Source organism: Actinomadura sp. NPDC048021 (genome assembly GCF_040653135.1).
Classification (GTDB): domain Bacteria; phylum Actinomycetota; class Actinomycetes; order Streptosporangiales; family Streptosporangiaceae; genus Spirillospora; species Spirillospora verrucosospora.
Genome location: NZ_JBEZJQ010000022.1, coordinates 58,104 through 76,315, shown reverse-complemented (window position 1 = coordinate 76,315; position 18,212 = coordinate 58,104). Strand labels below are relative to the sequence as shown.

Genomic DNA, 18,212 nt, shown 5'->3' with positions numbered 1-18,212 from the left:
GGCGCCGGTGCCGCCGGGCGCGGTGGGCGGGGTGTCGAGGGCGGGCGCCAGGTCGGCGGTGTGGTCGGCGTGCTGGACGGGCAGGCGGACGACCTCGCCCATGGCCTTGGTGAAGCTCATGATGCGTTCTCTCCCTCGGCGGACGGCGTCGCGGCGGGCGGACTGTCGGTGGGGGCTTCGGTCTTGAGGCGGGCCAGCAGGGCGCCGACGCGGGCATTGCCGGCGGTCTGTCCGGCGGCGCGCAGTCGAGCGGCCAGGGTGTTGCGGGTCAGGGGTTCGTCAGCGGCGTCGAGGTCGGCGGCAATGCGCCAGCCCAGCGGCATGAGGTCGTCCACGTCCGACGGCGGGGTCTTGGCGGCCTTACGGGCGCGGGACCGTCCACCCTTTTCGGTGGTGGACCGGGCCGCGCGGGTCCGCTTGCGCGGCGTGGACGGCGCGTTGGACGGTCCGGCGGTCGGCGGGGTGCGCGGTCCGGACTCCAGCGCCGGGCGGTCCACCTCGGCGACTCCCGGACGGTCCGCCGCCGGTCCGGCGGACGGGGCGGCGGTCACCTCGGCGGCCGGTCCACTCGTCTCGGGGGCGGGGGCGAGGTCGCCGAGGCGGTACAGGGCGCGGACGCGGCGGGGTGCGTTGCGGCGCCATGCCCACCGGCCGTAGGTGTCCTGTAGGTCGGTCAGGGCGAGCACGCGGGCGCGCTCGCGGCTCAGGGCGTCGGGGTAGGAGCGGATCTCCCACAGCACCATCCGGCGCCACAGCTTCATGGTGGGCCAAGGGGCGAGGATCCACCGCGAGGCGCGGATCCCGTCCATGCGGGTTCCGGCGGCGATGCCAGCGCGGATCCGGATCACGTGCGCGGCAATCTCCACCGCGCACACCCACAGCGCCGGCAGCACCGCGTGCGCGATTCGGCCGAACACCGTCGACTCCTCGGCCACGTTCAGATAGACGGTCGCGGCGGTCAACGCCCACGGGATGAACCGCAGCCACCGAACCCGCATGTCCAGCCGAGCAAGAACGATGTCGAGCGCGGCGAAGATGCCAATGCCCAGGTCGATACCGAGCGGCACCGACCACGCCAACCCGCCAAACGACGGGCGGGCGGCGTCGGCGACCGCGGCGAAGCTGTTGACGAAACCGAGCAGTCCGAGCACGCCCACCAGCGCGGCGACCACTGCAACCGCGGTGAACTCGTTGCTGGAGAGCGCACGCCCCTGCGACGTGCGGCTCTCGGCGCCCTCGGCGCGGTCGGGCGCGGTCGTCTGCGTAGTGGGTGGGATGTCGTTGGGGTTCGTGATCGGTCGGAGCACGGCGGTCGACTCGGCGGCGTGCGGGTTGGTGGCCTGTGCGCCGAGGGCCGCCGGGATGTGAAGCGGCGTAGCGGTCATGCTGCGTGCCTTCCTTCCAGGGCGGTACGGGTCGAGGTCACGCCGTCGGCACAGTCCAGACAGGTGCCGAGGTGGCGAGGCAGGACGTAACCGGCGTCCCGCTCGCAATCGGGGCACTGCCGGCGGGCCGCCAGTGCCTTGCCGAGGGCGGCGCGCTGCCGGTCGGTCGGGACGCGCTTGGGCAGCGCCAGGCGCACGTCGTACAGGTAAGCGGCCCGCACCCCACCGGGCGCGTTGTACCGGCGCGAGTTCCACAGCACCTGACCGACCACCGGCTGACCGCCCGGGCGCAGTCCCTCGGCGGCGAGCTGGCGGAGGGTCAGCAGGTGCCGCGGCGCCATCTGCCACGGCCACGTGGGGATCCCGTACCGGGCGCCGGTCGGGTCGAAGAACCGTGCGGAGCTACGGCGGCGGGTCATGACGCGATACCCCCCGCACGGCTCGTCGCGTAGGCGGGCCGCTGCACGGTGACCAGGTACCAACCGCCCTCACTCAGCGACCGGTAGACCAGCCGCACGCCGGCCACCGTCACCCCAAGCGCCGCCACCGCGGTGAGGGCGACCGTCGGCACGGGGTGCGTGATCAGCAGCACCGCGCCGGCGACGGCGAGGCGGACCGGGGACAGACACAGCCACCCCGCCACGGCGAGTACGGCCAGGACGAGAATCACGGCGGTCATCACGCAACCCCGTTCGTGCGGCGCGGCCGGCGGGCGCGGGCCGCGGGCGCGGTACCGAGCGGGTTGTCGGTGGGCGTGGTGACGCGCCCGGCGCGCGAGGTGGCGCTGACGGCCAGTCCCTCGGCCAGCGCCGTACCGGTCGCGGTCACCGTGACGTCTCCGGACACCGACCGGGCCGTGACGGCGCCGCCCTCGGCGGCGCGCACCCGCACGTCACCCGACACGGTCGCCACCTCGGCGCGGCCGGCGAAGTCGTTCACCGTCACGTCACCGGACGTGGTCGAGGCGGTGACGTCGTCGGCGCGGCCGAGGTAGACGTCTCCCGACACCGACCGCGCCACCGCGGCGCCGTCCACGACAGCGGCACGGATGTCGCCGGAGGTCGTGGTGGCACGCAACGCGCCGACGCCACCGACGTACAGGTCACCGGACGTCGAGGTGAAGTCGACCGCGGCGACCTCGCCAGCGCACTCCAGCGACGCCGATCGGGTGTGCGCGGCCACCGTGGTCCCCTCGGGGACGCGGGCGGTGATCTGGACACGGCCACCCGGCACCGTGCCGCCGGTGACCTCCACACCGTTGACGGTGACGCGCCCGCCACCAATGCTGACCATGCCGTTGCCGTTGAGCACGGCACCGGTCACGGTCACGCCAGCGGGGATGTCTCCGAACGACTGGACGATGGTGGACGCGGTGTTGCCGGTGATGGTCTGAGTGCCGCCCACGATGATGGCGCCACCGGCGGGCGGGTGAACCGCGACGGTCAGGGCACCGGTCGAGTCCTCCGACCGCAGGTCAGCGTCTCGGACGGCGTCGTGAACAGCGGGGTCTTGGCCGTGGGCGGTCACGGTGATCTCGGCTAGCGTGCGGGACGGGTCGGCGATGACGCGGATGTCGCCCGCGGGCAGGTAGATCGACAGGGCCACCGGGCCGGAGCGCGTTGTGGTCAGGGTGCTGGTCGTCATGGTCAGGCCACCTCGTTCAGGTCGAGGTCGGCCAGGTTGAAGTCGGTGCCGTCGATCAGGTCAGCGAGGATAACGAGTTCGGCGGCGGTGAAACCGGCCCACACCCCGAACTCGGGGCGGGTCCGGATCGCCAGCTCGAAGCAGGCGCCGCGCAGCGGGCAGGACTGGCACACCTCAGCGGCGACTAGTTCGCGGGCCGCGCGCTCGTCGGGCATCTCCTCGGCGTCCGGGCCGGTGTGCAACTCGGGGTCGAACCGGCACTGTGCGCCGGTGACGGGCATTCCGCGCAGGTCGAGACCGGCCAGCGCTGTAGACGGGGACAGATGACGGGACACAGGCACCTCGTTCGAGTCAGTGATCGGTCGGATGGCACGGCCCTCGGCGGCGGGCGTGGTGGCTTGTGCGCCGAGGGCGAGCGCCTGCGAGCGGTGAGCGGTCATCGCTGGTTAGCCCAGCGATCCGGAGAACGTGGTGATCGCGTGGATCACCTGGTTGACCAGCTCGGCGGCCTTCTCGGGGTTGTTGATCGCGAAGATCGCGACGGCGATGCCGGCGAGCCACTGCGGGATGCTGCTGGACTTCTGCGGAATCACGAGACGACTCCTGACGTTGATCCATACGTCAAACGTTTGTCGTTTGACGTAAGTCAGAGTGCGCCCGGACCGCCACACCTGTCAAGAGGCATCAGTCGTTTGGCGTTTGGCGTTTCGTCTGATTAGGTGGACCTAAGCAGCACACAGACAGCAGAAAGGGGCAGGTAGATGCCCAACTCAGAGCGCCACGGGTTCCGCGAGATCGCCGCGAAAATCCGCGAAGAGATCATCGAGGGGGCGTACCCGACCGGATCCGTTCTCCCCTCCGAACCAGAGCTGGCAGACCGCTACGGCGCCTCACGCAGTCTGGTGAACCGGGCCATGCAGATGCTCGCGGCTGAGGGCATCGTGCGGCCTCAGCAGGGACGCGGCACCATGGTCACGTGGCTACCGCCCATGCTTCACTCGCCGGCGCGGTACGACCGCGCGCAGCGCGAGAACAACGGCGCCCGCGGCGCATTCGACGCCGAGGTGCGAGCGCGCGGCCTGGAGCCTCAACACGAGATCACCACCGAGCACGCCGAACCGCCGGCACACGTCGCCGAGCTGCTCGACCTCCCCGTCGGCGAGGTGAACTGCCTCGTCCGGCGCCGGCGCCTGCTGGCCAGCGGCATCCCCGTCCGGCTGAACGCCAGTTGGTTCCCCCTGGAGATCGCGGGTGGGACGGTTCTGGAGGAGGAGGGGCCGGTCATCGTGGGCGGGGTCAAGAGCGCCCTCGGCGAACTCGGCTACCCGCAGGTCACGGCACGCGAGGAGATCACGCCCAGTCGGCTGCCCACCGACGCCGAAGCGCGCGCGCTAGAGATCAGCCCGGAACGTACCGTGGTGGAGATAACCCACGCGGGCATGACCGCCGAGGGCCGCGCCGTGGAGGTCACGATCTCTGTCGCCCCCGCTCACTACCTCACGGCCCAGTACGAGTTCCCGCTCGCCTGACATCCGGAGACCACACCCATGATCACGCGACTCGTCGAAGACCACGCCCGGACGCTCGCCGCAGACGCGCGCCTACCCGCGTTCGTCTACGACCTGGCCGCACTCCGGGACCACGCGGCCGAGGTCAAAGCGGCACTCTCGGCGCCGGGCGCGCCGGAGATCTTCTATGCCGCCAAAGCCAACCCGGACGCCCCGATACTGCGTGCGCTGGCCCCGTACGTCGACGGCATCGAGGTGGCGTCCGGCGGCGAGCTGGCGCACGTGCGCGAGGCATTGCCGGACGCTCGGTTGGCGTTTGGCGGCCCCGGCAAGACCGATGACGAACTTGAACTGGCGCTCAATCTCGGCGTCGAGCGGATCCACGTCGAGAGCCCGTACGAACTCTCCCGCCTCGCGCGCATCGCCAAGACGGCAGGACGTGAGGTCGACGTCCTTCTACGGGTCAACCTCGCCGGCGACCGCAACGGCGTCGCACTGGCTATGAGCGGCCCGTTCGGCATGGATCCCGAACTCATGGAGTCCTGCACCGACATCCTGACCGCCTCGCCGCGCCTGCGCCTACGCGGAATTCACGCACACCTGGCGTCCGGCCTGGACGCGTCCGCCATGGCAGCCCAGTCCGCGGAGATCCTCACGTGGGGCCGCGCATGGCTCGACAAGATCGGCCACACCGGGCCGCGCGAGTTCAACCTCGGCGGCGGCATGGCCGTCGACTACAGCACGCCCGACACCCGATTCGACTGGAAGCAGTACGGCGCCGAGGTCGCAGCCCTCGCCCAGCCGGGCGAGACACTGCGCATCGAACCGGGCCGCTCCATCAGCGTCTATGCCGGCTGGTACGTAACCGAGGTCCTAGACGTTAAGAAGGCACACGGCCAGTGGTACGCCGTCCTACGCGGCGGAACCATGCACATCCGGACGCCGGTCACCAAGCAGCACAACCAGCCGTTCAACGTCCTCACCAGCAATGGCGACGGCCCCGCGGTCACCAGCGAAACCGTCACGCTCGTCGGCCAGCTCTGCACACCAAAGGACGTCTTCGCACGCGAGGTCCCCACGGACCGCATCGCAGTCGGCGACCTAGTCGCCTTCGCCATGGCCGGCGCCTACGCCTGGAACATCTCCCACCACGACTTCCTCATGCACCCGAAGCCGAGGTTCCACTACCTGGGGATCGAGACAGCCAGCTAAGCCAAGAAGCCAAGAGAAGGTCGGTTCCAGTCTGGAACCGACCTTCTCGCGCTTCAGGAAGACGCCACGACAACCGAACGGCCCCCCTGAACACGCCCAAAGACGACGAAGGCTTAGTAAGATGCCGTCAACTCAACGGAGCCGAGAGGATGCCATGACGAAAGAGATCAAGAGCCACATGCTTCCCCTAACGAAGCTCTTCTCCCAAGATTTCTTCTTTCAGGTGCCCGAGTATCAGAGGCCTTTCCTCTGGGACGCGCAGAATTTTCGCGACCTTATTGACGACCTAGTAACAGCGAAAACCGATGAGCCCTACTTCCTAGGAACGCTAGTACTTCATCAGATCGGCCCCTCGGAATACGCAATTGTGGATGGACAGCAGCGCCTGACATCGCTTTGCATTCTATTTGCCTGCCTTCGCGATGCCCTAGACCACCAAGAGAAGCACGGGCTAGCAAACGAGTTGCATGAAAAAATAATCCAACCCGAAAGGGAAATCGATAACATTCCGTCCAGAAGTCGGCTACAAGTAAAAGATCAAGCCGTCTTTAATGCACTGATTAAAAAGACAGGCGGGACGAAGAACGAAGTCTCCGAAACTAATAGAAAGACTCCAAGCGGTCGCCGATATGAACTGGCCAGGTCAATCTTTTGGAAGGCCATTTCCGGGATGAAGAGTGACGAGCTTCGCCAATTCGTTGACTTTGTCACTCAACGTTGCAATCTAATCTATCTCGCGACAGATTCATTTGAAGACGCGTTTCAACTATTCACCGTGGTGAACGATCGAGGTAAGCAACTTCGGCGAATCGATGTCCTCAAGGCACACAATCTTGACCCCGCTCACCTCCCAAGCGAATCGTCGAGAACAAAGTACGCACACAAGTGGGAAGAGATGGAGGACAAGCTAGGAGAAAGTGGCTTCGAGGAGATCTTCCATCTACTGCGACTTATCTACATCAAGGATAAGCCACAATCCGACCTTCAGACTGAGTTCAGGAAACGAATTCTCGGACAAAAAGGAATGCCAAAGCAAGGTGCGGAGTTTATGGACGAACTCGGCACCTATGTCGATCTATATGACGACCTCTTTATCGCTCGCGATTTCATGGATGAGGATACTCACATAGCTCCACGCTATCGGACGCTAATGCGAGCTATGATCGACCACTTCCCGGCTTCGGAATGGAAGTCTTGCCTTCTGTTGTTTGCTCGCAAGTTCGGCCATGTAGGACTATATCAGTTCCTACTAAAACTAGAGAAGGTCTACCTTAGTCATTGGATCAGCGGTATCCGCAAAGACGAGCGATACGGCACTTACACATCAATTTTGTCTAACCTTTCTTCGGCAACCGATCCGAACAAGATCGCCGAAAGCATCGAGGTTAATATAAAGGCCATCGAAAAAGCTTGCCGGGCAGACAATTTTTACGGTGCCGGGCACGCCAAATACTTGCTCGTCAGGGCAGAGATAATAGCAAGCGAACTTGACCACGAACGCCACTTCCAGGCCCGCTCAATCGAGCATGTACTTCCGCAGAACCCAGCTTCAGGGAGTGATTGGAACAAGATCTTCCCGACTGCCCAGCGCGAAAAGCTAGTCGACTCGGCTGGAAATCTAGTCCTACTTAGCAAGAGCAAGAACTCGTCAGCAGGACGGCGGGAATTCGAACAGAAGAAGCAGACTTATCTCAAGCCTCGCGTGTCTGACTTCCCGCGCAGCATGCAAGTGATTGATTACGCCAAATGGACTCCTGACGTGGTCCGAAAGCGCACAGAAGATTTTGCCACAACCGTGCTGCAGGATCCTTAACTCTGAGCCATCATGCGTGCACACATTCTGCAGCGAGACGGTCTTATACCTCAGATAGACGTCCGTCGTACGTGGCAGAATCGGGGGCGTGGCGAACTACGTGCGAACGTTTGGCGAGATCCCAGGGCAGGTCGAGGGAACGTCCTTCTACAGTCGAGAGCAAGTACGCAAAGCCAAGCTGCATGCTCACAATCAGGCAGGGATCTCTGGCACCGGAAAGCAGGGCGCCGACGCGATAGTCCTTAACGGTGGCTATCCAGATGATCGCGATTACGGCGAGATCATTGTCTACACTGGGCATGGAGGCCAGGACTCTCGCACCAAGCTGCAGATAGCTGACCAGACACTCGACGACTCAGGCAACGCAGGGTTGGTTAAGAGCCAACTAGACGGTCTGCCCGTTCGAGTGATCCGCGGCTTTGAGGAGGACTCCCCGCATGCTCCAGATGAGGGCTACCGGTACGACGGGCTGTATCGGGTTGTCCGGCACTGGTTCAAGACTCGGGATGACGGGTTTCAGGTCTGCCAATTCCTCATGGTCAAAATCGGAAGCCCTTCGGACGTAGTCGATCCGGAACTTCCCACCGAGATTCCTCCTGGCACTACACTGGAGCCTTTGAAGCCGGTTGGCCCTGCGGGGCGGTCCAAGACGACGATCAACAAGGTGAATCGGCGCGCAGAGGTCGTGCAGAGAGTCAAAGCGTGGCATGGCAATCGTTGCCAGGTCTGCGGGGAGACCGTTGCACTTCCTAGCGGCCCCAGTAGTGAGGCGGCACACATCAAGGCCCTTGGTGTCCCTCATAACGGCCCCGATGTCGAGGAGAACGTCCTGTGCCTGTGCCCAAACGACCATAAGCGCTTCGACAACGGCGCTCTTTACCTGACTGACGATCTAGAAATCGTAGATGCTCTAACAAGCGCTGTCGGAAAGCAGTTGCACACGCACCCCTCCCACAACATTGGGATCGAGTACGTGCGATATCACCGGGCTTGCTGGGTTAAGGAGACCTAAGTGCGGCGAACATCTGGTGTCGGCATTCGCCGCAGCATGGGGAGCAACGAAAGCCGCGTTATCAAGCCTGAGTTAGCTTTGCGCCGTGCGGTACATGCGCTCGGCCTGCGGTATCGAGTGTCCGTGCGTCCACTGCCGGCGCTCCGGCGCACACCCGACATTGTCTTCACCAGGGTTGAGGTGGCCGTCTTCGTAGACGGTTGCTTCTGGCACGGCTGCCCTGAGCACCACACCACGGAAGCAACCAACGCTCAGCACTGGGCAGAGAAGATACGGCGCAATCGAGAGAGGGACGCCGAGACCGACCGGCTCCTAACTGTGGCTGGTTGGCTGGCGATTCGCGTCTGGGAGCATGAGAATCTCAGGGAGGCGGCCCGACGTATCGCCGTGCAGGTCCAAGCCCGGCGCGGACAGCAGCAATCCAGGGCCGCCCCGCGGAATCCGCGAAATACGCGAAATCGCCGCGATACTGGTTGATCGGGCACTCGCCTTGGGACCATCCACCACGCAATGCCGCAGAACTCCACGAAACCTCCTGACCTGCTGCGATGCTCGCTCTCAGGTGGGCATCCGGGTTTCTGCGCCAGGCCGCGCCCACGTTCTGCGGACTCGTGACCTGGCGTCTCCCCGTCTGGAGGGGCGATGCAGGTTTCTGCGAATTCTGCGGATTGTGCGGCGGGGGCGTCAGCGCTGGTCGCCGTCACGCATGAAGGATTAGTGCCTGAACTGCCAGCGATGAGGGCCGCCGGGCAAACGCGCGTCGGCAGGGCCGCCTATGGACGGGGTGGGCGTGTCGGTCTCGTCGGAGACGTCCTGAGGGGGCGGTCATTCCCAATGCGTTCCCGCGGACACCCCTCAGGGGGCATGTAGTCCGGGGTTTGCACAGGTAGGAGCCATGCCCGGATGGCAATGGCCCCCTGTCTCCTAAAGCGGGTGCCGCAGGTTCGAATCCTGCCGGAGGCGCTTTCATGACCACCGCGAAAGGTCCTTGGCCGGCATGAGCGCCGCGCAGGGCTTTCGCTTCCTCGGAACGGGCGCGGTTTCCGTGCGGGGCGCCGTCCCCAAGGCATGTTGCTCACGTTTCCCGGTGCGGGCTCGGCGGGCGTGCGGGCGTCTTTCAACGAAAGTGGCCCTCCTCCCGGGGGAGAAGGGCCACTTCGGTGAGAAGCGCGCCATGCGGGACGGCACGCTCAAGTGAGAATCGGCTCGGCTGAGCCGAAGGTTTCGCGATCGGCGTCCGGCGTCACGCCGGGGCCGTAAAAGGGGGCCGCACCAGCCCCCTCATCTCGGTCATCTTGACGATGGAGCCGCGCAGGCCGGGGGGCCTAGGGCGCGGTTCTCACACTCGCCAGTCCGCAGCGGAGACCAGCGCGGTGTACTCCACCCAGTCGTACCCGTCCCGGGTGTACTCCTCCCGGAGGTACTTGAGCAGGCCGTACTCCCGCACGTAGCAGCCCACCGGCGTGTACTCCACGACGGTGATCCACAGGATGGCGATCCGCCGCACGGTGACCCGCACCACGAGGAACTCCACCACGGTGACGCGCATCGTGGCGAGGTCGAGCACGGGGATCCACACCCGGTCGTACTCCACCACGACCAGCTCCACCAGGACGAAGTCGATCTCGGTGAAGCCGCCCCCGGGGAAGCTCACCCCGGTGAAGACGGGCCAGGTGAAGTCGGGCCCGGCGTAGCGGGTGAGGGGGAAACCGTTCCCGCGACGGGAGATCTCGGGACGGTCGTTGGTCGGGATCATGATGATCACGCAGCCTTCCGGGCTTTAGTCACGAACTGCACGAGGCAGAAGCCCTGCCGAGCAGGACCTGATCAAGACCGTACGGCGCCGGGGCCGGAAGGCAACCGGGCCGAAAGCGCGACCCGGGTCATATTCCGAAAGGCCTTCGACTCGCACGGCGTCGCGGCATGGGAAAGGCCGGGCGGCGCGTGAGTGCGCCGCCCGGCCTTCGGGTGGACGGGTCGAGTGCCCGGACCGGCCCTAAGCCGGGCCGGGCTTGGTCATTACCGGCCGTGAGACCGCCGCACGATCAGCTTTCTCGCGGCGAACCGGCCAGCCTCTCGATGAACACCTCCCTGGCCGTGTCATCCCGCAGTTCGTCGAACTCCGTCCAGACGGTCCGCGCGGTTTCGGCGGACAGGCCGGCGGCTTCGACGGCGTCGGCGAGTTTGACGTTCATGCCCCACCGGGCCGTCCGCCAGCAGTACGTGCTGACGAGTTCGCGGAGCCCCGGATGCATGGCGTCCAGGTTTCCGGCGATCCAGTCCCGGGTGTTCCGCACCATTCGCTCGTGGCCGGGGCGCAGCAGTTCCTGGACGTCCGCGCCGCGCCGCTCGCGAAGGGCCACGGACCGCGCGTGATTCCCGATGGCCTCGCGGACGGCGCGCAGCACCCCCTCCTGGACCCGAGGATCCGTGTAGCGGGCGGACCGGTGCACCGGATTGACCCCCTTCGTCAGCGGGTGGTCTCGGAACCATCCCTGCACGGGGTGGCCCTGGGCGTCGATCCGGTCGGGTGTCAGTTTCGGCCCGCTGGTCAGAACCTCGATCACCACGAGCGCGTCGTTCGCCCGGAAGGTCAGACCTTCCAGATCCGGGTCGTCCGGCAGCACGAGCAGGTTCTTGCCGCCGTCGCTGCCGGCCGCGTCGAGGTCGAACAGGTACCCCCGGTCCGCGTGCGGGTGCGGGTCGAAGTACGCCGCCGTCCGGAAGAGGTACAGCCCGCGCACCAGGGTTCCCCTGGCGGTCGGCCAGTACATCTGCTTCAGGGCCGCACGGGCCGTGCCGCGCATTCCGTTGTCGAGCAGGATGACGTCCTGCCGCGGTTCGGGCTCGTCCACGGGCAGGCCCCGCCGACGCAGGAGTGTCGTCAGGTTCCGAGCGGCGTCGGCGATCTCCTCGTCGGAGGGGGCCTTCCACGCCATCGTCCCGAGCATGGCGTCCAGCTCGGGGAAGGTCCTGCCATGGTGGCGCTTCAGATCCGCCAGTGCGCTCCTGACGACGCTCCGGTTGATGGGGATCTCGATGATGTCCAGCCCCGGCTCGAAGGCGAGGACGATCATGCGGCAGTTCTCGCCGTCGCGGCCGACCGACGCGAGGGTCGCGCCGTTCGCGGCCGCCGCTCGGATGTCTCCGAGCATGCGGTGGACGGCCCGGACGTAGAACGGTGCGATGGTCTCCCATGCGGCGTCGTACGCGTCGCGGAGGGCGGACGCCACGGCCTCCCGGTCGGTTTCCGACGCGAACCGGAAGAGCCCTTCGGTGTCGAGGATCGACCTCAGCGAGGCCTCTCGTTCCATTTTATCTTGTTTGTTCAAGCTAGTCGCCATTGCGACACACTTCCCTTTTCTTTGAGTTCCTTTTGCGGCCTTTGCCGCAAAGGACATAGTACTTACTTAATGCCCGACGTCAAGCTTCCAGCGCCACGCATCCGTCCATGTGGACGCAGGTCAGCCCCATATCACAAAGGACCCTCTCCCGTCACGCAGAGCCGCACATCGACGCCATTTCATTCACCATGGCGCTCCGCCCGGCGGAGAATGGAACGGTTCGCCATGGCGGCGCCGCTAAGGCTCTTCCATGGCGGCAGGAAAGGGTCACAAGGGTCGCCCGCGGCGACATTTCGCCGCGCGAGGGCGCCGACCGCGGCCTCGACAGGTCAGGGACGGTCGAGACGGGGCTCTCTCGGTTCCAGCATCGGGACGAGGAAGCGGTGGGCCAGGGCGGCCAGTCGAGCGTCGTCGTCGAGGTCGATGATGTGGCTGGGAACCGCCAGGAGCGAGCCGGATATCCGGACCATCATCTCGGCCACGAAATCGATGTCCAGGTCGCTCGACACGTTGCCGGCGCGCTGCTCGCGGCGGAGCTGGTCGGCGACGAACCGCCGCACGGTGGCGAGGGTCCGGCCCCCGTCACCGGTCAGGGAGGGCAGGAGCAGGTCCGGTTCCGTGGCGATCAGGCCGCCGATCAGAGGGTTGCCCCGGATGGCGCGCAGCGAGCTCACGAAGCCGAGGACGACCCGGTCGGCGGCCGTCTCGGCCTCCCGGATGTCGATGAGGAACCGGTCGAAATAGCGGCGGAACTCCCGCCGCACCACCTGCTCCACCAGGGCGTCCTTCGTGGCGAACCGCCGGTAGACGGTGATCCGCGAGACGCCGGCCCGCCGGGCCACGTCGTCCATCGTGGAGCGCTGGATGCCCATCCGGCAGAACTGCGCGTAGGCCGCGTCGAGGACGCGCGACCGGGTCTCGTCCACGTCGTCGACCTGTTCGACGGCCTCGACGTACACGCTCTCCAGCAGCGACCCCGAGTCCGACGACCCCATGAGGAACGACAGCACAGGTTCCACGATCCCCTCCCGAGACACCGATTCTGCCCGAATCGTCCATGTGCGTCACGAAGGGTCTTGTGACCGAAGCCACCGTGTGCTCTCATGATGCCAGACCCTGATACACGGAAGCACGTTGTGTTTCATCGTATCAGCAGTCGTCGTCGGCCCGAGGAGGGAAAGGCATGGAACAACCCAGCAGGCGCAACGTGCTGATGACGGGCGGGGTGCTCGGGGCGCTCGGTGCGCTCAGCGTCGCGACGCCCGCCCAGGCCAGGCCGCTGTGGACGTGGTCGCCCAAGGGATCGGTCGTGGGCGCCGGCAAGGGCGTCGACCCGCGGTGGGTCTGGGACGAGGAGGCCGACCCGCTGGTCGCCTCGCTGATCGACCGGGGCGACGTCCCCAAGGTCAACATGCTGCTGAAGACCTGGACCAAGAACGGCCAGGCGCTGCCGTCCGGGCTGCCGGCGGACCTGAGGGCGTTCATCGAGAAGGCCCGGCAGCTGCCGTCGTGGGCCGACCAGACGAAGCTCGCCACCGCGTTCAGGTTCAACCAGAAGCGGGGCACCTACCTCGGCGTCAGCTACGGCTTCGCCAGCGGGATGATGAGCACGGTCATCCCCCACGAGGCGCGCGCGGTGTACTACTCCAAGGGCGGCGCGGACATGAGGGACCGCATCACCAAGACCGCCAAGCTCGGCTACGACATCGGCACCAGGAACGCGTTCCTGCCCGACGGCGAGATGATCGTGACCTGCGTCAAGACGCGGCTGGCCCACGCGGGCGTGCGCCACCTGCTGCCGCAGTCCCCGTACTGGACCAAGGTCGCCGACGAGCAGATCCCGATCAGCCAGGCGGACATGATGGTCACCTGGCACAGCCTGCCCACCACGGTCATGAAGCAGCTGAACCGGTGGAAGGTGCCGATCCCCGCCGACGAGTCCGCGGCGTTCCTGCACTCCTGGCAGCTGACCGCGCACATGCTGGGCATCCTGGACGAGTACATCCCCAACTCGTGGGACGAGGCCGACGCCCAGGCCGCGCAGGTCCTCGACCCGGTCCTCGCCCCGACCCCCGAGGGCGTCAAGCTGGCCGACATCCTGCTCCACCTCGGCGTCACCATCGACGGCGGCATCCTCACCACGCACATCCTCGGCGCGCTCACCCGCTACATGCTCGGCGACCAGATCTGCGGCTGGCTGCAGATCCCGCGCGAGCCGGTGTGGGACCCGGCCTTCGAGGCCTTCTGGCCGACCTTCGTCGCCATCAAGGAGGGCCTGCTCAAGATCACGGACGCGCCCCCCGGCCTGCTGCAGATCTACTGGGCGTTCGACGAGATCATCCGCCTGGGGACCCTGCTCTTCCTGTCGGGGGGCAACCTCCCGATCAGCATCCAGATCCCCACCACGAACAACCCGAACTACTGATCGCTTCGGTCCCACCCCACGGACTCCCGAAAGGACACGCGCGCCACGCTCCCCACGCCGGAGGCGCCAGGCAGAACCGGGCTCGGAATCCACGGATTCCGAGCCCGCGGCGGTTCCGCCCCCGGTCGACGGCGGCGGACGGCCGGCGTCTCGCCGCCGCGGAGGCGCCCGCTCGGCGGGAAAGGTAATGAGCGTGGGCGATGTCGTTACCGGTAGAGGGCACTTTTCTTGCAGGTCTGGGGAGTGGTTGTGGCGTTTAGTTTGAAATGGCGGGTATTTCCATCTGGCACACTGGGGGCGTGACGGCCACTGATCCGCTGATCCGGCTCGGGCGTCCAGGAGATGCGTCCGCTTTGGCGGAATTGCAGCACCTTCTGGACGGCGAGACGGAATTCATGCTTCTGGAACCCGGCGAGCGGGAGCCGGACCTCGACCCGCTGAAGCTGCGCCTCGCCGCCCGCGCCGAGGGCCGCGACCCGTCGTACCTGGTCGTGGCGCTGGAGGGGCCCGCGGCGGTGGGCTACGTCGACGTGTCGGTGCTCCCCTTCGCCAGGGCCCGCCGCACCGGCTACGTGGTCGCCGGCGTGCGCTCCGGCCACGGCGGGCGGGGGCTGGGCAAGGCCCTGATGGGGGCGGCACTGCGGGAGGCGCGGACGCGCGGGATGCGACGTCTGGAACTCACCGTGATGGAGCACAATCGCCGCGCTCTTTCGCTTTATCTGAATTGTGGTTTCCAGGTGGAGGGGCTCCGGCGGGCGGCGCTGGAGGCCCAGGGGCACCGGATCAACGAGTACTACATGGGCCTGCTGCTGGACTGAGCCAGGCAGGGCCGCCCCCCTGCCTCACCCACCGCGCCGGGGGCCGGCGGTGCGCCGGCCCCCGGGGCGGGTCACCAGGTGGTGGGCTTGGTCGGGCTGTGGAGCCAGGCCTTGAAGAAGGCGTCCAGGTCCTGGCCGGAGACCTTCTCCGCCAGAGCCTCGAACTCCCCGGTACCGGCGTTGCCGTACCGCTTGCCGTCCACCCAGGTGCGGACGAGGCGCAGGAACGGCCCGTCACCGATCTTGTGGCGGAGGGCCTGTAGCGTCATCGCGCCGCGGAAGTAGATCGCGCGGTGGAACAGCTGGTCGCGGGTCGGGTCGGCGATCACGAGGTCCCAGAACGGGGGCCGGTCCGGCTGGATCGGCGGCGGGTTGTCGTAGGACTGCTGGAACGACAGCTGCGCGGGCTGGCCTCCGTGCTTCTCCGCCCAGTACCACTCGACCCACTTGGCGAAGCCCTCGTTCAGCCAGATGTCCTTCCAGTCGCGCACCGAGACGCTGTCGCCGAACCACTGGTGGCCGATCTCGTGCGCCACGCCCCGCTCGACGGGCGGGCTCTGGTAGGTGGGGCGCGTCTGGGTCTCCAGCGCGTTCTCCAGGTTGAGCGGCGGGACGTTGTCGTTCTCGACGATGGAGCCGGTGCTGGTGAAGGGGTAGTCGCCGAAGTAGCCGGCGAGCTCGTCCGTCACCCGCGTGGTGTGGCGCGGCGTGCTGAGCGCGTCGGGGTCGGAGGCGATCTCCGGGTCGACCGCGTCGAGCTGCGGGACGCCCTTGGGGGTGGTCGTCGTGGAGACGTCGAACCGTCCGATCGAGTTGGTCACCAGGTACGTCGCCGTCGGCCGGTCCTCCCGCCACAGGAAGGTGTCCTCGCCGTGGGCGCTCCACTGCCGGACGAGCCGTCCGTTGCCGATCGCCCTGAGGCCGTGGGGGACGGTCGTCTCCAGCGTGACCAGCGCCTTGTCGCGCGGGTGGTCGTTGGACGGGAACCAGGTGGACGCGCCGTCGGGCTCGCTCATGACCGTCGCGCCGTCCCTGGTCGGCAGGAAACCGTACGGGAGGTCGAAGACGACCGGGCCGCTGAGGACCTGCGGCACGCCGTCGTAGCGGACGGTCACGGTGAACGCGCTGTGCTTCCGCAGGCCGCGGGGCGGGGTGATCTCCAGCTCCCGCTCGCCGGTGCGGTCGAACGACGCCGCGCGGCCGTTCACCCGCACCGACCGCACGTTCATCTTGTGGAAGTCGAGGTTGAACCGGGACAGGTTCTGGGTGGTGGTCGCCTTGACGGTGGTCGTGCCGGTGAGCTCGTCGGTGCCCGGGTCGTAGGCGGTCTTGATGTAGTAGTGCGTGACGTCGTATCCGCCGTTGCCGAGATCGGGGAAGTAGGGGTCGCCCATGCCGGGGGCTCCGGGCTCGTACCGGACGTCGGCGGCCGCGGCGGGCGCGAGAAGCGCGAGCGTCGCGGCGCCTGCCGCCGTGACCGCCAGCGGGAGGCGGCCGGCGGATCTGAGAGTCGCCATCGAGTCCCTCTCCGTCGAAGTCGGACGATCGCCTCAGCGGCGACCGAGACATGATCGATAACGTGCCCGCCGGAGAAGTCGATCAAGCCTGACAAAACGATCTTGTCGCGCGAAGCGGGCTCCCGACCTCACGTCCACCTGCGCCGCCACGGGCAGCGCGGGGTGGCAGCAGGTGAAGATCCTTCGAGTCGTACGGGGTCTTCCACCTCCTGGGCGATCGGCGGGCGGCCGGATGCGACACCTCGCGGCGACCGCCGGGTCAGGGCTTGCGGGCCAGGCCGCAGGCGGCGTCCACCGGCTCCGGCATGCCGAACGGCGTCGCCTCGGGCCGCCAGCGGGACGTGGAGACGACGCCCGGCTCCAGCAGTTCGAGGCCGGTGAAGAACTCGGTGATCTGCTCGGGCCTGCGGACGACATAGGGCGTCGAGCCCTGCTCGACGGCGATCCGCACGGCCTCTTCGCGGCCCTTCCGGTCGACGACGCCGGTGCCGTCGTTGAACGCCGCGAAACTTCCCGGGACGAGCGCGTGGAGGAGCCGCCGCACGATGGCGTGCGCCTCGCCGTCGTCGACGACGTTGCCCATGATCCCGAACATGATGAGGCCGACCGGACTGCCGAAGTCGAGGGTGCGGGCGGCCTCGTCCAGGATCCGGCCGGGGTCGCGGACGTCGCACTGGACGTAGTCCGTCCTGCCTTCGGGGCGCCCGGTCAGCAGCGCCCGCGCGTGGAGCAGGACCAGCGGGTCGTTGTCGACGTACACGACGCGCGTCTCGGGCGCGACGCGCTGGGCGACCTCGTGGGTGTTGTCGTGCGTGGGAAGCCCCGTCCCGATGTCGAGGAACTGCCGGACGCCCTCCCGCTCGGCGAGGTGGCGGACCATGCGGCCGAGCGTCGCGCGGGAGTGGCGGGCGACGTCGCCGACGCTGGGGAACGCCGCCGCGACCTGCTCGCCGACCTGCCGGTCGATCTCGTAGAAGTCCTTGCCGCCGATCCAGTAGTTCCACATGCGCGCGGGATGGGGGCGGGAGGTGTCGATCTCGGGCGGTAACCGTGCGGACATGGCGCTCATCGTCGCCGCGCGGGTACCGCCCCGCAAGGCAGAATCGGAAGGTGGCGAAAAGATGTCCGTGCGGGGTCGGCTCCCGGTATCGGGACTGTTGCGGGCCCTTGCACCGGGGTGAGGAAACGGCTGAGACGGCCGTCCGGTTGATGCGGTCGCGGTTCAGCGCGTTCGCGGTGGAGGACGAGGCGTACCTGCTCGCGACCTGGCATCCGGCGACACGTCCGGAGCGGATCGGCTTCGAGGACGGCACGCGCTGGACGCGGCTGGAGGTCGTCCGCACCGAGGGCGGCGGGCCGGACGACGACAAGGGCCTCGTGGAGTTCCGCGCCCATTACCTGACGGGAACGGAGCCCGGTGAAATGCACGAGGTCAGCCGGTTCGTGCGACACGACGGCAGATGGGTCTACGTCCGGGGCAAAGTGAGCTGACATTCCATCCCACGGGCGAGCGGTATCGCCCGTACGGGGGAAG

At 67.1% G+C, this 18,212-nt stretch carries 19 protein-coding genes; 8 read left to right on the top strand and 11 right to left on the bottom strand.

Annotation, left to right across the window (positions count from 1 at the left end):
- Positions 1 to 116 precede the first annotated feature (116 nt).
- The 6 genes from AB0C87_RS30730 to AB0C87_RS30705 all read right to left on the bottom strand — a co-directional run bounded on the left by AB0C87_RS30730 (position 117) and on the right by AB0C87_RS30705 (position 3,622).
- On the bottom strand, positions 117 to 1,385 hold the full coding sequence (locus tag AB0C87_RS30730; protein WP_360580732.1) for a DUF2637 domain-containing protein: 1,269 nt from the start codon (positions 1,383 to 1,385) through the stop codon (positions 117 to 119).
- Entirely contained in the window at positions 1,382 to 1,804 is a 423-nt protein-coding gene (locus AB0C87_RS30725; RefSeq protein ID WP_360580730.1) for an RRQRL motif-containing zinc-binding protein, read from the bottom strand. Before AB0C87_RS30725 ends, AB0C87_RS30730 begins: the two co-directional genes overlap by 4 nt.
- A complete protein-coding gene (locus tag AB0C87_RS30720; protein ID WP_360580728.1) occupies positions 1,801 to 2,064 on the bottom strand; it encodes a hypothetical protein in 264 nt (87 codons plus the stop codon). Before AB0C87_RS30720 ends, AB0C87_RS30725 begins: the two co-directional genes overlap by 4 nt.
- Positions 2,064 to 3,029, bottom strand: coding sequence for a DUF4097 family beta strand repeat-containing protein (locus AB0C87_RS30715; RefSeq protein ID WP_360580726.1), 966 nt, complete (start codon positions 3,027 to 3,029; stop codon positions 2,064 to 2,066). The genes AB0C87_RS30720 and AB0C87_RS30715 overlap by 1 nt, the downstream gene beginning before the upstream one ends.
- A 2-nt stretch (positions 3,030 to 3,031) precedes the next feature.
- Entirely contained in the window at positions 3,032 to 3,364 is a 333-nt protein-coding gene (locus tag AB0C87_RS30710) for a WhiB family transcriptional regulator (protein ID WP_360580724.1), read from the bottom strand.
- Positions 3,365 to 3,475: 111 nt separating this feature from the next.
- Positions 3,476 to 3,622 (bottom strand): hypothetical protein, encoded by a 147-nt coding sequence (locus tag AB0C87_RS30705; RefSeq protein ID WP_179279241.1) that lies wholly within the window; start codon positions 3,620 to 3,622, stop codon positions 3,476 to 3,478.
- A 168-nt stretch (positions 3,623 to 3,790) separates the two neighbouring features.
- Between AB0C87_RS30705 and AB0C87_RS30700 the strand changes: the two genes are divergently transcribed.
- From AB0C87_RS30700 to AB0C87_RS30680, 5 genes are all read left to right on the top strand, one after another.
- A complete protein-coding gene (locus AB0C87_RS30700) occupies positions 3,791 to 4,558 on the top strand; it encodes a GntR family transcriptional regulator (protein ID WP_360580722.1) in 768 nt (255 codons plus the stop codon).
- Between the two features lie 18 nt (positions 4,559 to 4,576).
- On the top strand, positions 4,577 to 5,749 hold the full coding sequence (locus AB0C87_RS30695) for a type III PLP-dependent enzyme (protein WP_360580720.1): 1,173 nt from the start codon (positions 4,577 to 4,579) through the stop codon (positions 5,747 to 5,749).
- A gap of 154 nt (positions 5,750 to 5,903) precedes the next feature.
- Positions 5,904 to 7,562: a DUF262 domain-containing HNH endonuclease family protein gene (locus AB0C87_RS30690; protein WP_360580718.1), complete on the top strand. Its 1,659-nt coding sequence runs from the start codon at positions 5,904 to 5,906 to the stop codon at positions 7,560 to 7,562.
- 88 nt (positions 7,563 to 7,650) lie between these two features.
- Complete coding sequence (locus AB0C87_RS30685; protein WP_360580716.1) at positions 7,651 to 8,574, top strand: YDG/SRA domain-containing protein; 924 nt, start codon at positions 7,651 to 7,653, stop codon at positions 8,572 to 8,574.
- Between the two features lie 36 nt (positions 8,575 to 8,610).
- The gene (locus AB0C87_RS30680; protein WP_360580786.1) at positions 8,611 to 9,051 is read left to right on the top strand and encodes a very short patch repair endonuclease; all 441 of its coding nucleotides are present in this window, start codon (positions 8,611 to 8,613) and stop codon (positions 9,049 to 9,051) included.
- A gap of 862 nt (positions 9,052 to 9,913) precedes the next feature.
- Here AB0C87_RS30680 and AB0C87_RS30675 read toward each other — a convergent pair.
- The 3 genes from AB0C87_RS30675 to AB0C87_RS30665 all read right to left on the bottom strand — a co-directional run bounded on the left by AB0C87_RS30675 (position 9,914) and on the right by AB0C87_RS30665 (position 12,937).
- Positions 9,914 to 10,339, bottom strand: a complete 426-nt coding sequence (locus AB0C87_RS30675) for a hypothetical protein (protein WP_345173380.1) — start codon at positions 10,337 to 10,339, stop codon at positions 9,914 to 9,916.
- Between the two features lie 280 nt (positions 10,340 to 10,619).
- Positions 10,620 to 11,888, bottom strand: a complete 1,269-nt coding sequence (locus AB0C87_RS30670) for a hypothetical protein (RefSeq protein WP_360580714.1) — start codon at positions 11,886 to 11,888, stop codon at positions 10,620 to 10,622.
- 359 nt (positions 11,889 to 12,247) lie between these two features.
- Positions 12,248 to 12,937, bottom strand: a complete 690-nt coding sequence (locus AB0C87_RS30665) for a TetR/AcrR family transcriptional regulator (RefSeq protein WP_345173377.1) — start codon at positions 12,935 to 12,937, stop codon at positions 12,248 to 12,250.
- Between the two features lie 164 nt (positions 12,938 to 13,101).
- On the opposite strand from AB0C87_RS30665, the gene AB0C87_RS30660 reads away from it, so the two are divergent.
- Both AB0C87_RS30660 and AB0C87_RS30655 read left to right on the top strand, forming a co-directional pair.
- Positions 13,102 to 14,343, top strand: a complete 1,242-nt coding sequence (locus AB0C87_RS30660) for an oxygenase MpaB family protein (protein WP_345173375.1) — start codon at positions 13,102 to 13,104, stop codon at positions 14,341 to 14,343.
- Positions 14,344 to 14,642: 299 nt separating this feature from the next.
- Positions 14,643 to 15,161, top strand: a complete 519-nt coding sequence (locus AB0C87_RS30655; protein WP_353833118.1) for a GNAT family N-acetyltransferase — start codon at positions 14,643 to 14,645, stop codon at positions 15,159 to 15,161.
- A 71-nt stretch (positions 15,162 to 15,232) separates the two neighbouring features.
- Here AB0C87_RS30655 and AB0C87_RS30650 read toward each other — a convergent pair whose 3' ends face one another.
- Entirely contained in the window at positions 15,233 to 16,678 is a 1,446-nt protein-coding gene (locus AB0C87_RS30650; RefSeq protein WP_360580711.1) for a M1 family metallopeptidase, read from the bottom strand.
- Positions 16,679 to 16,937: 259 nt separating this feature from the next.
- Positions 16,938 to 17,738: an SAM-dependent methyltransferase gene (locus AB0C87_RS30645; protein ID WP_360580709.1), complete on the bottom strand. Its 801-nt coding sequence runs from the start codon at positions 17,736 to 17,738 to the stop codon at positions 16,938 to 16,940.
- Between AB0C87_RS30645 and AB0C87_RS30640 the strand changes: the two genes are divergently transcribed.
- Positions 17,729 to 18,169: a YchJ family metal-binding protein gene (locus AB0C87_RS30640; RefSeq protein WP_345173369.1), complete on the top strand. Its 441-nt coding sequence runs from the start codon at positions 17,729 to 17,731 to the stop codon at positions 18,167 to 18,169. The genes AB0C87_RS30645 and AB0C87_RS30640 overlap by 10 nt on opposite strands.
- Positions 18,170 to 18,212: the final 43 nt, after the last annotated feature.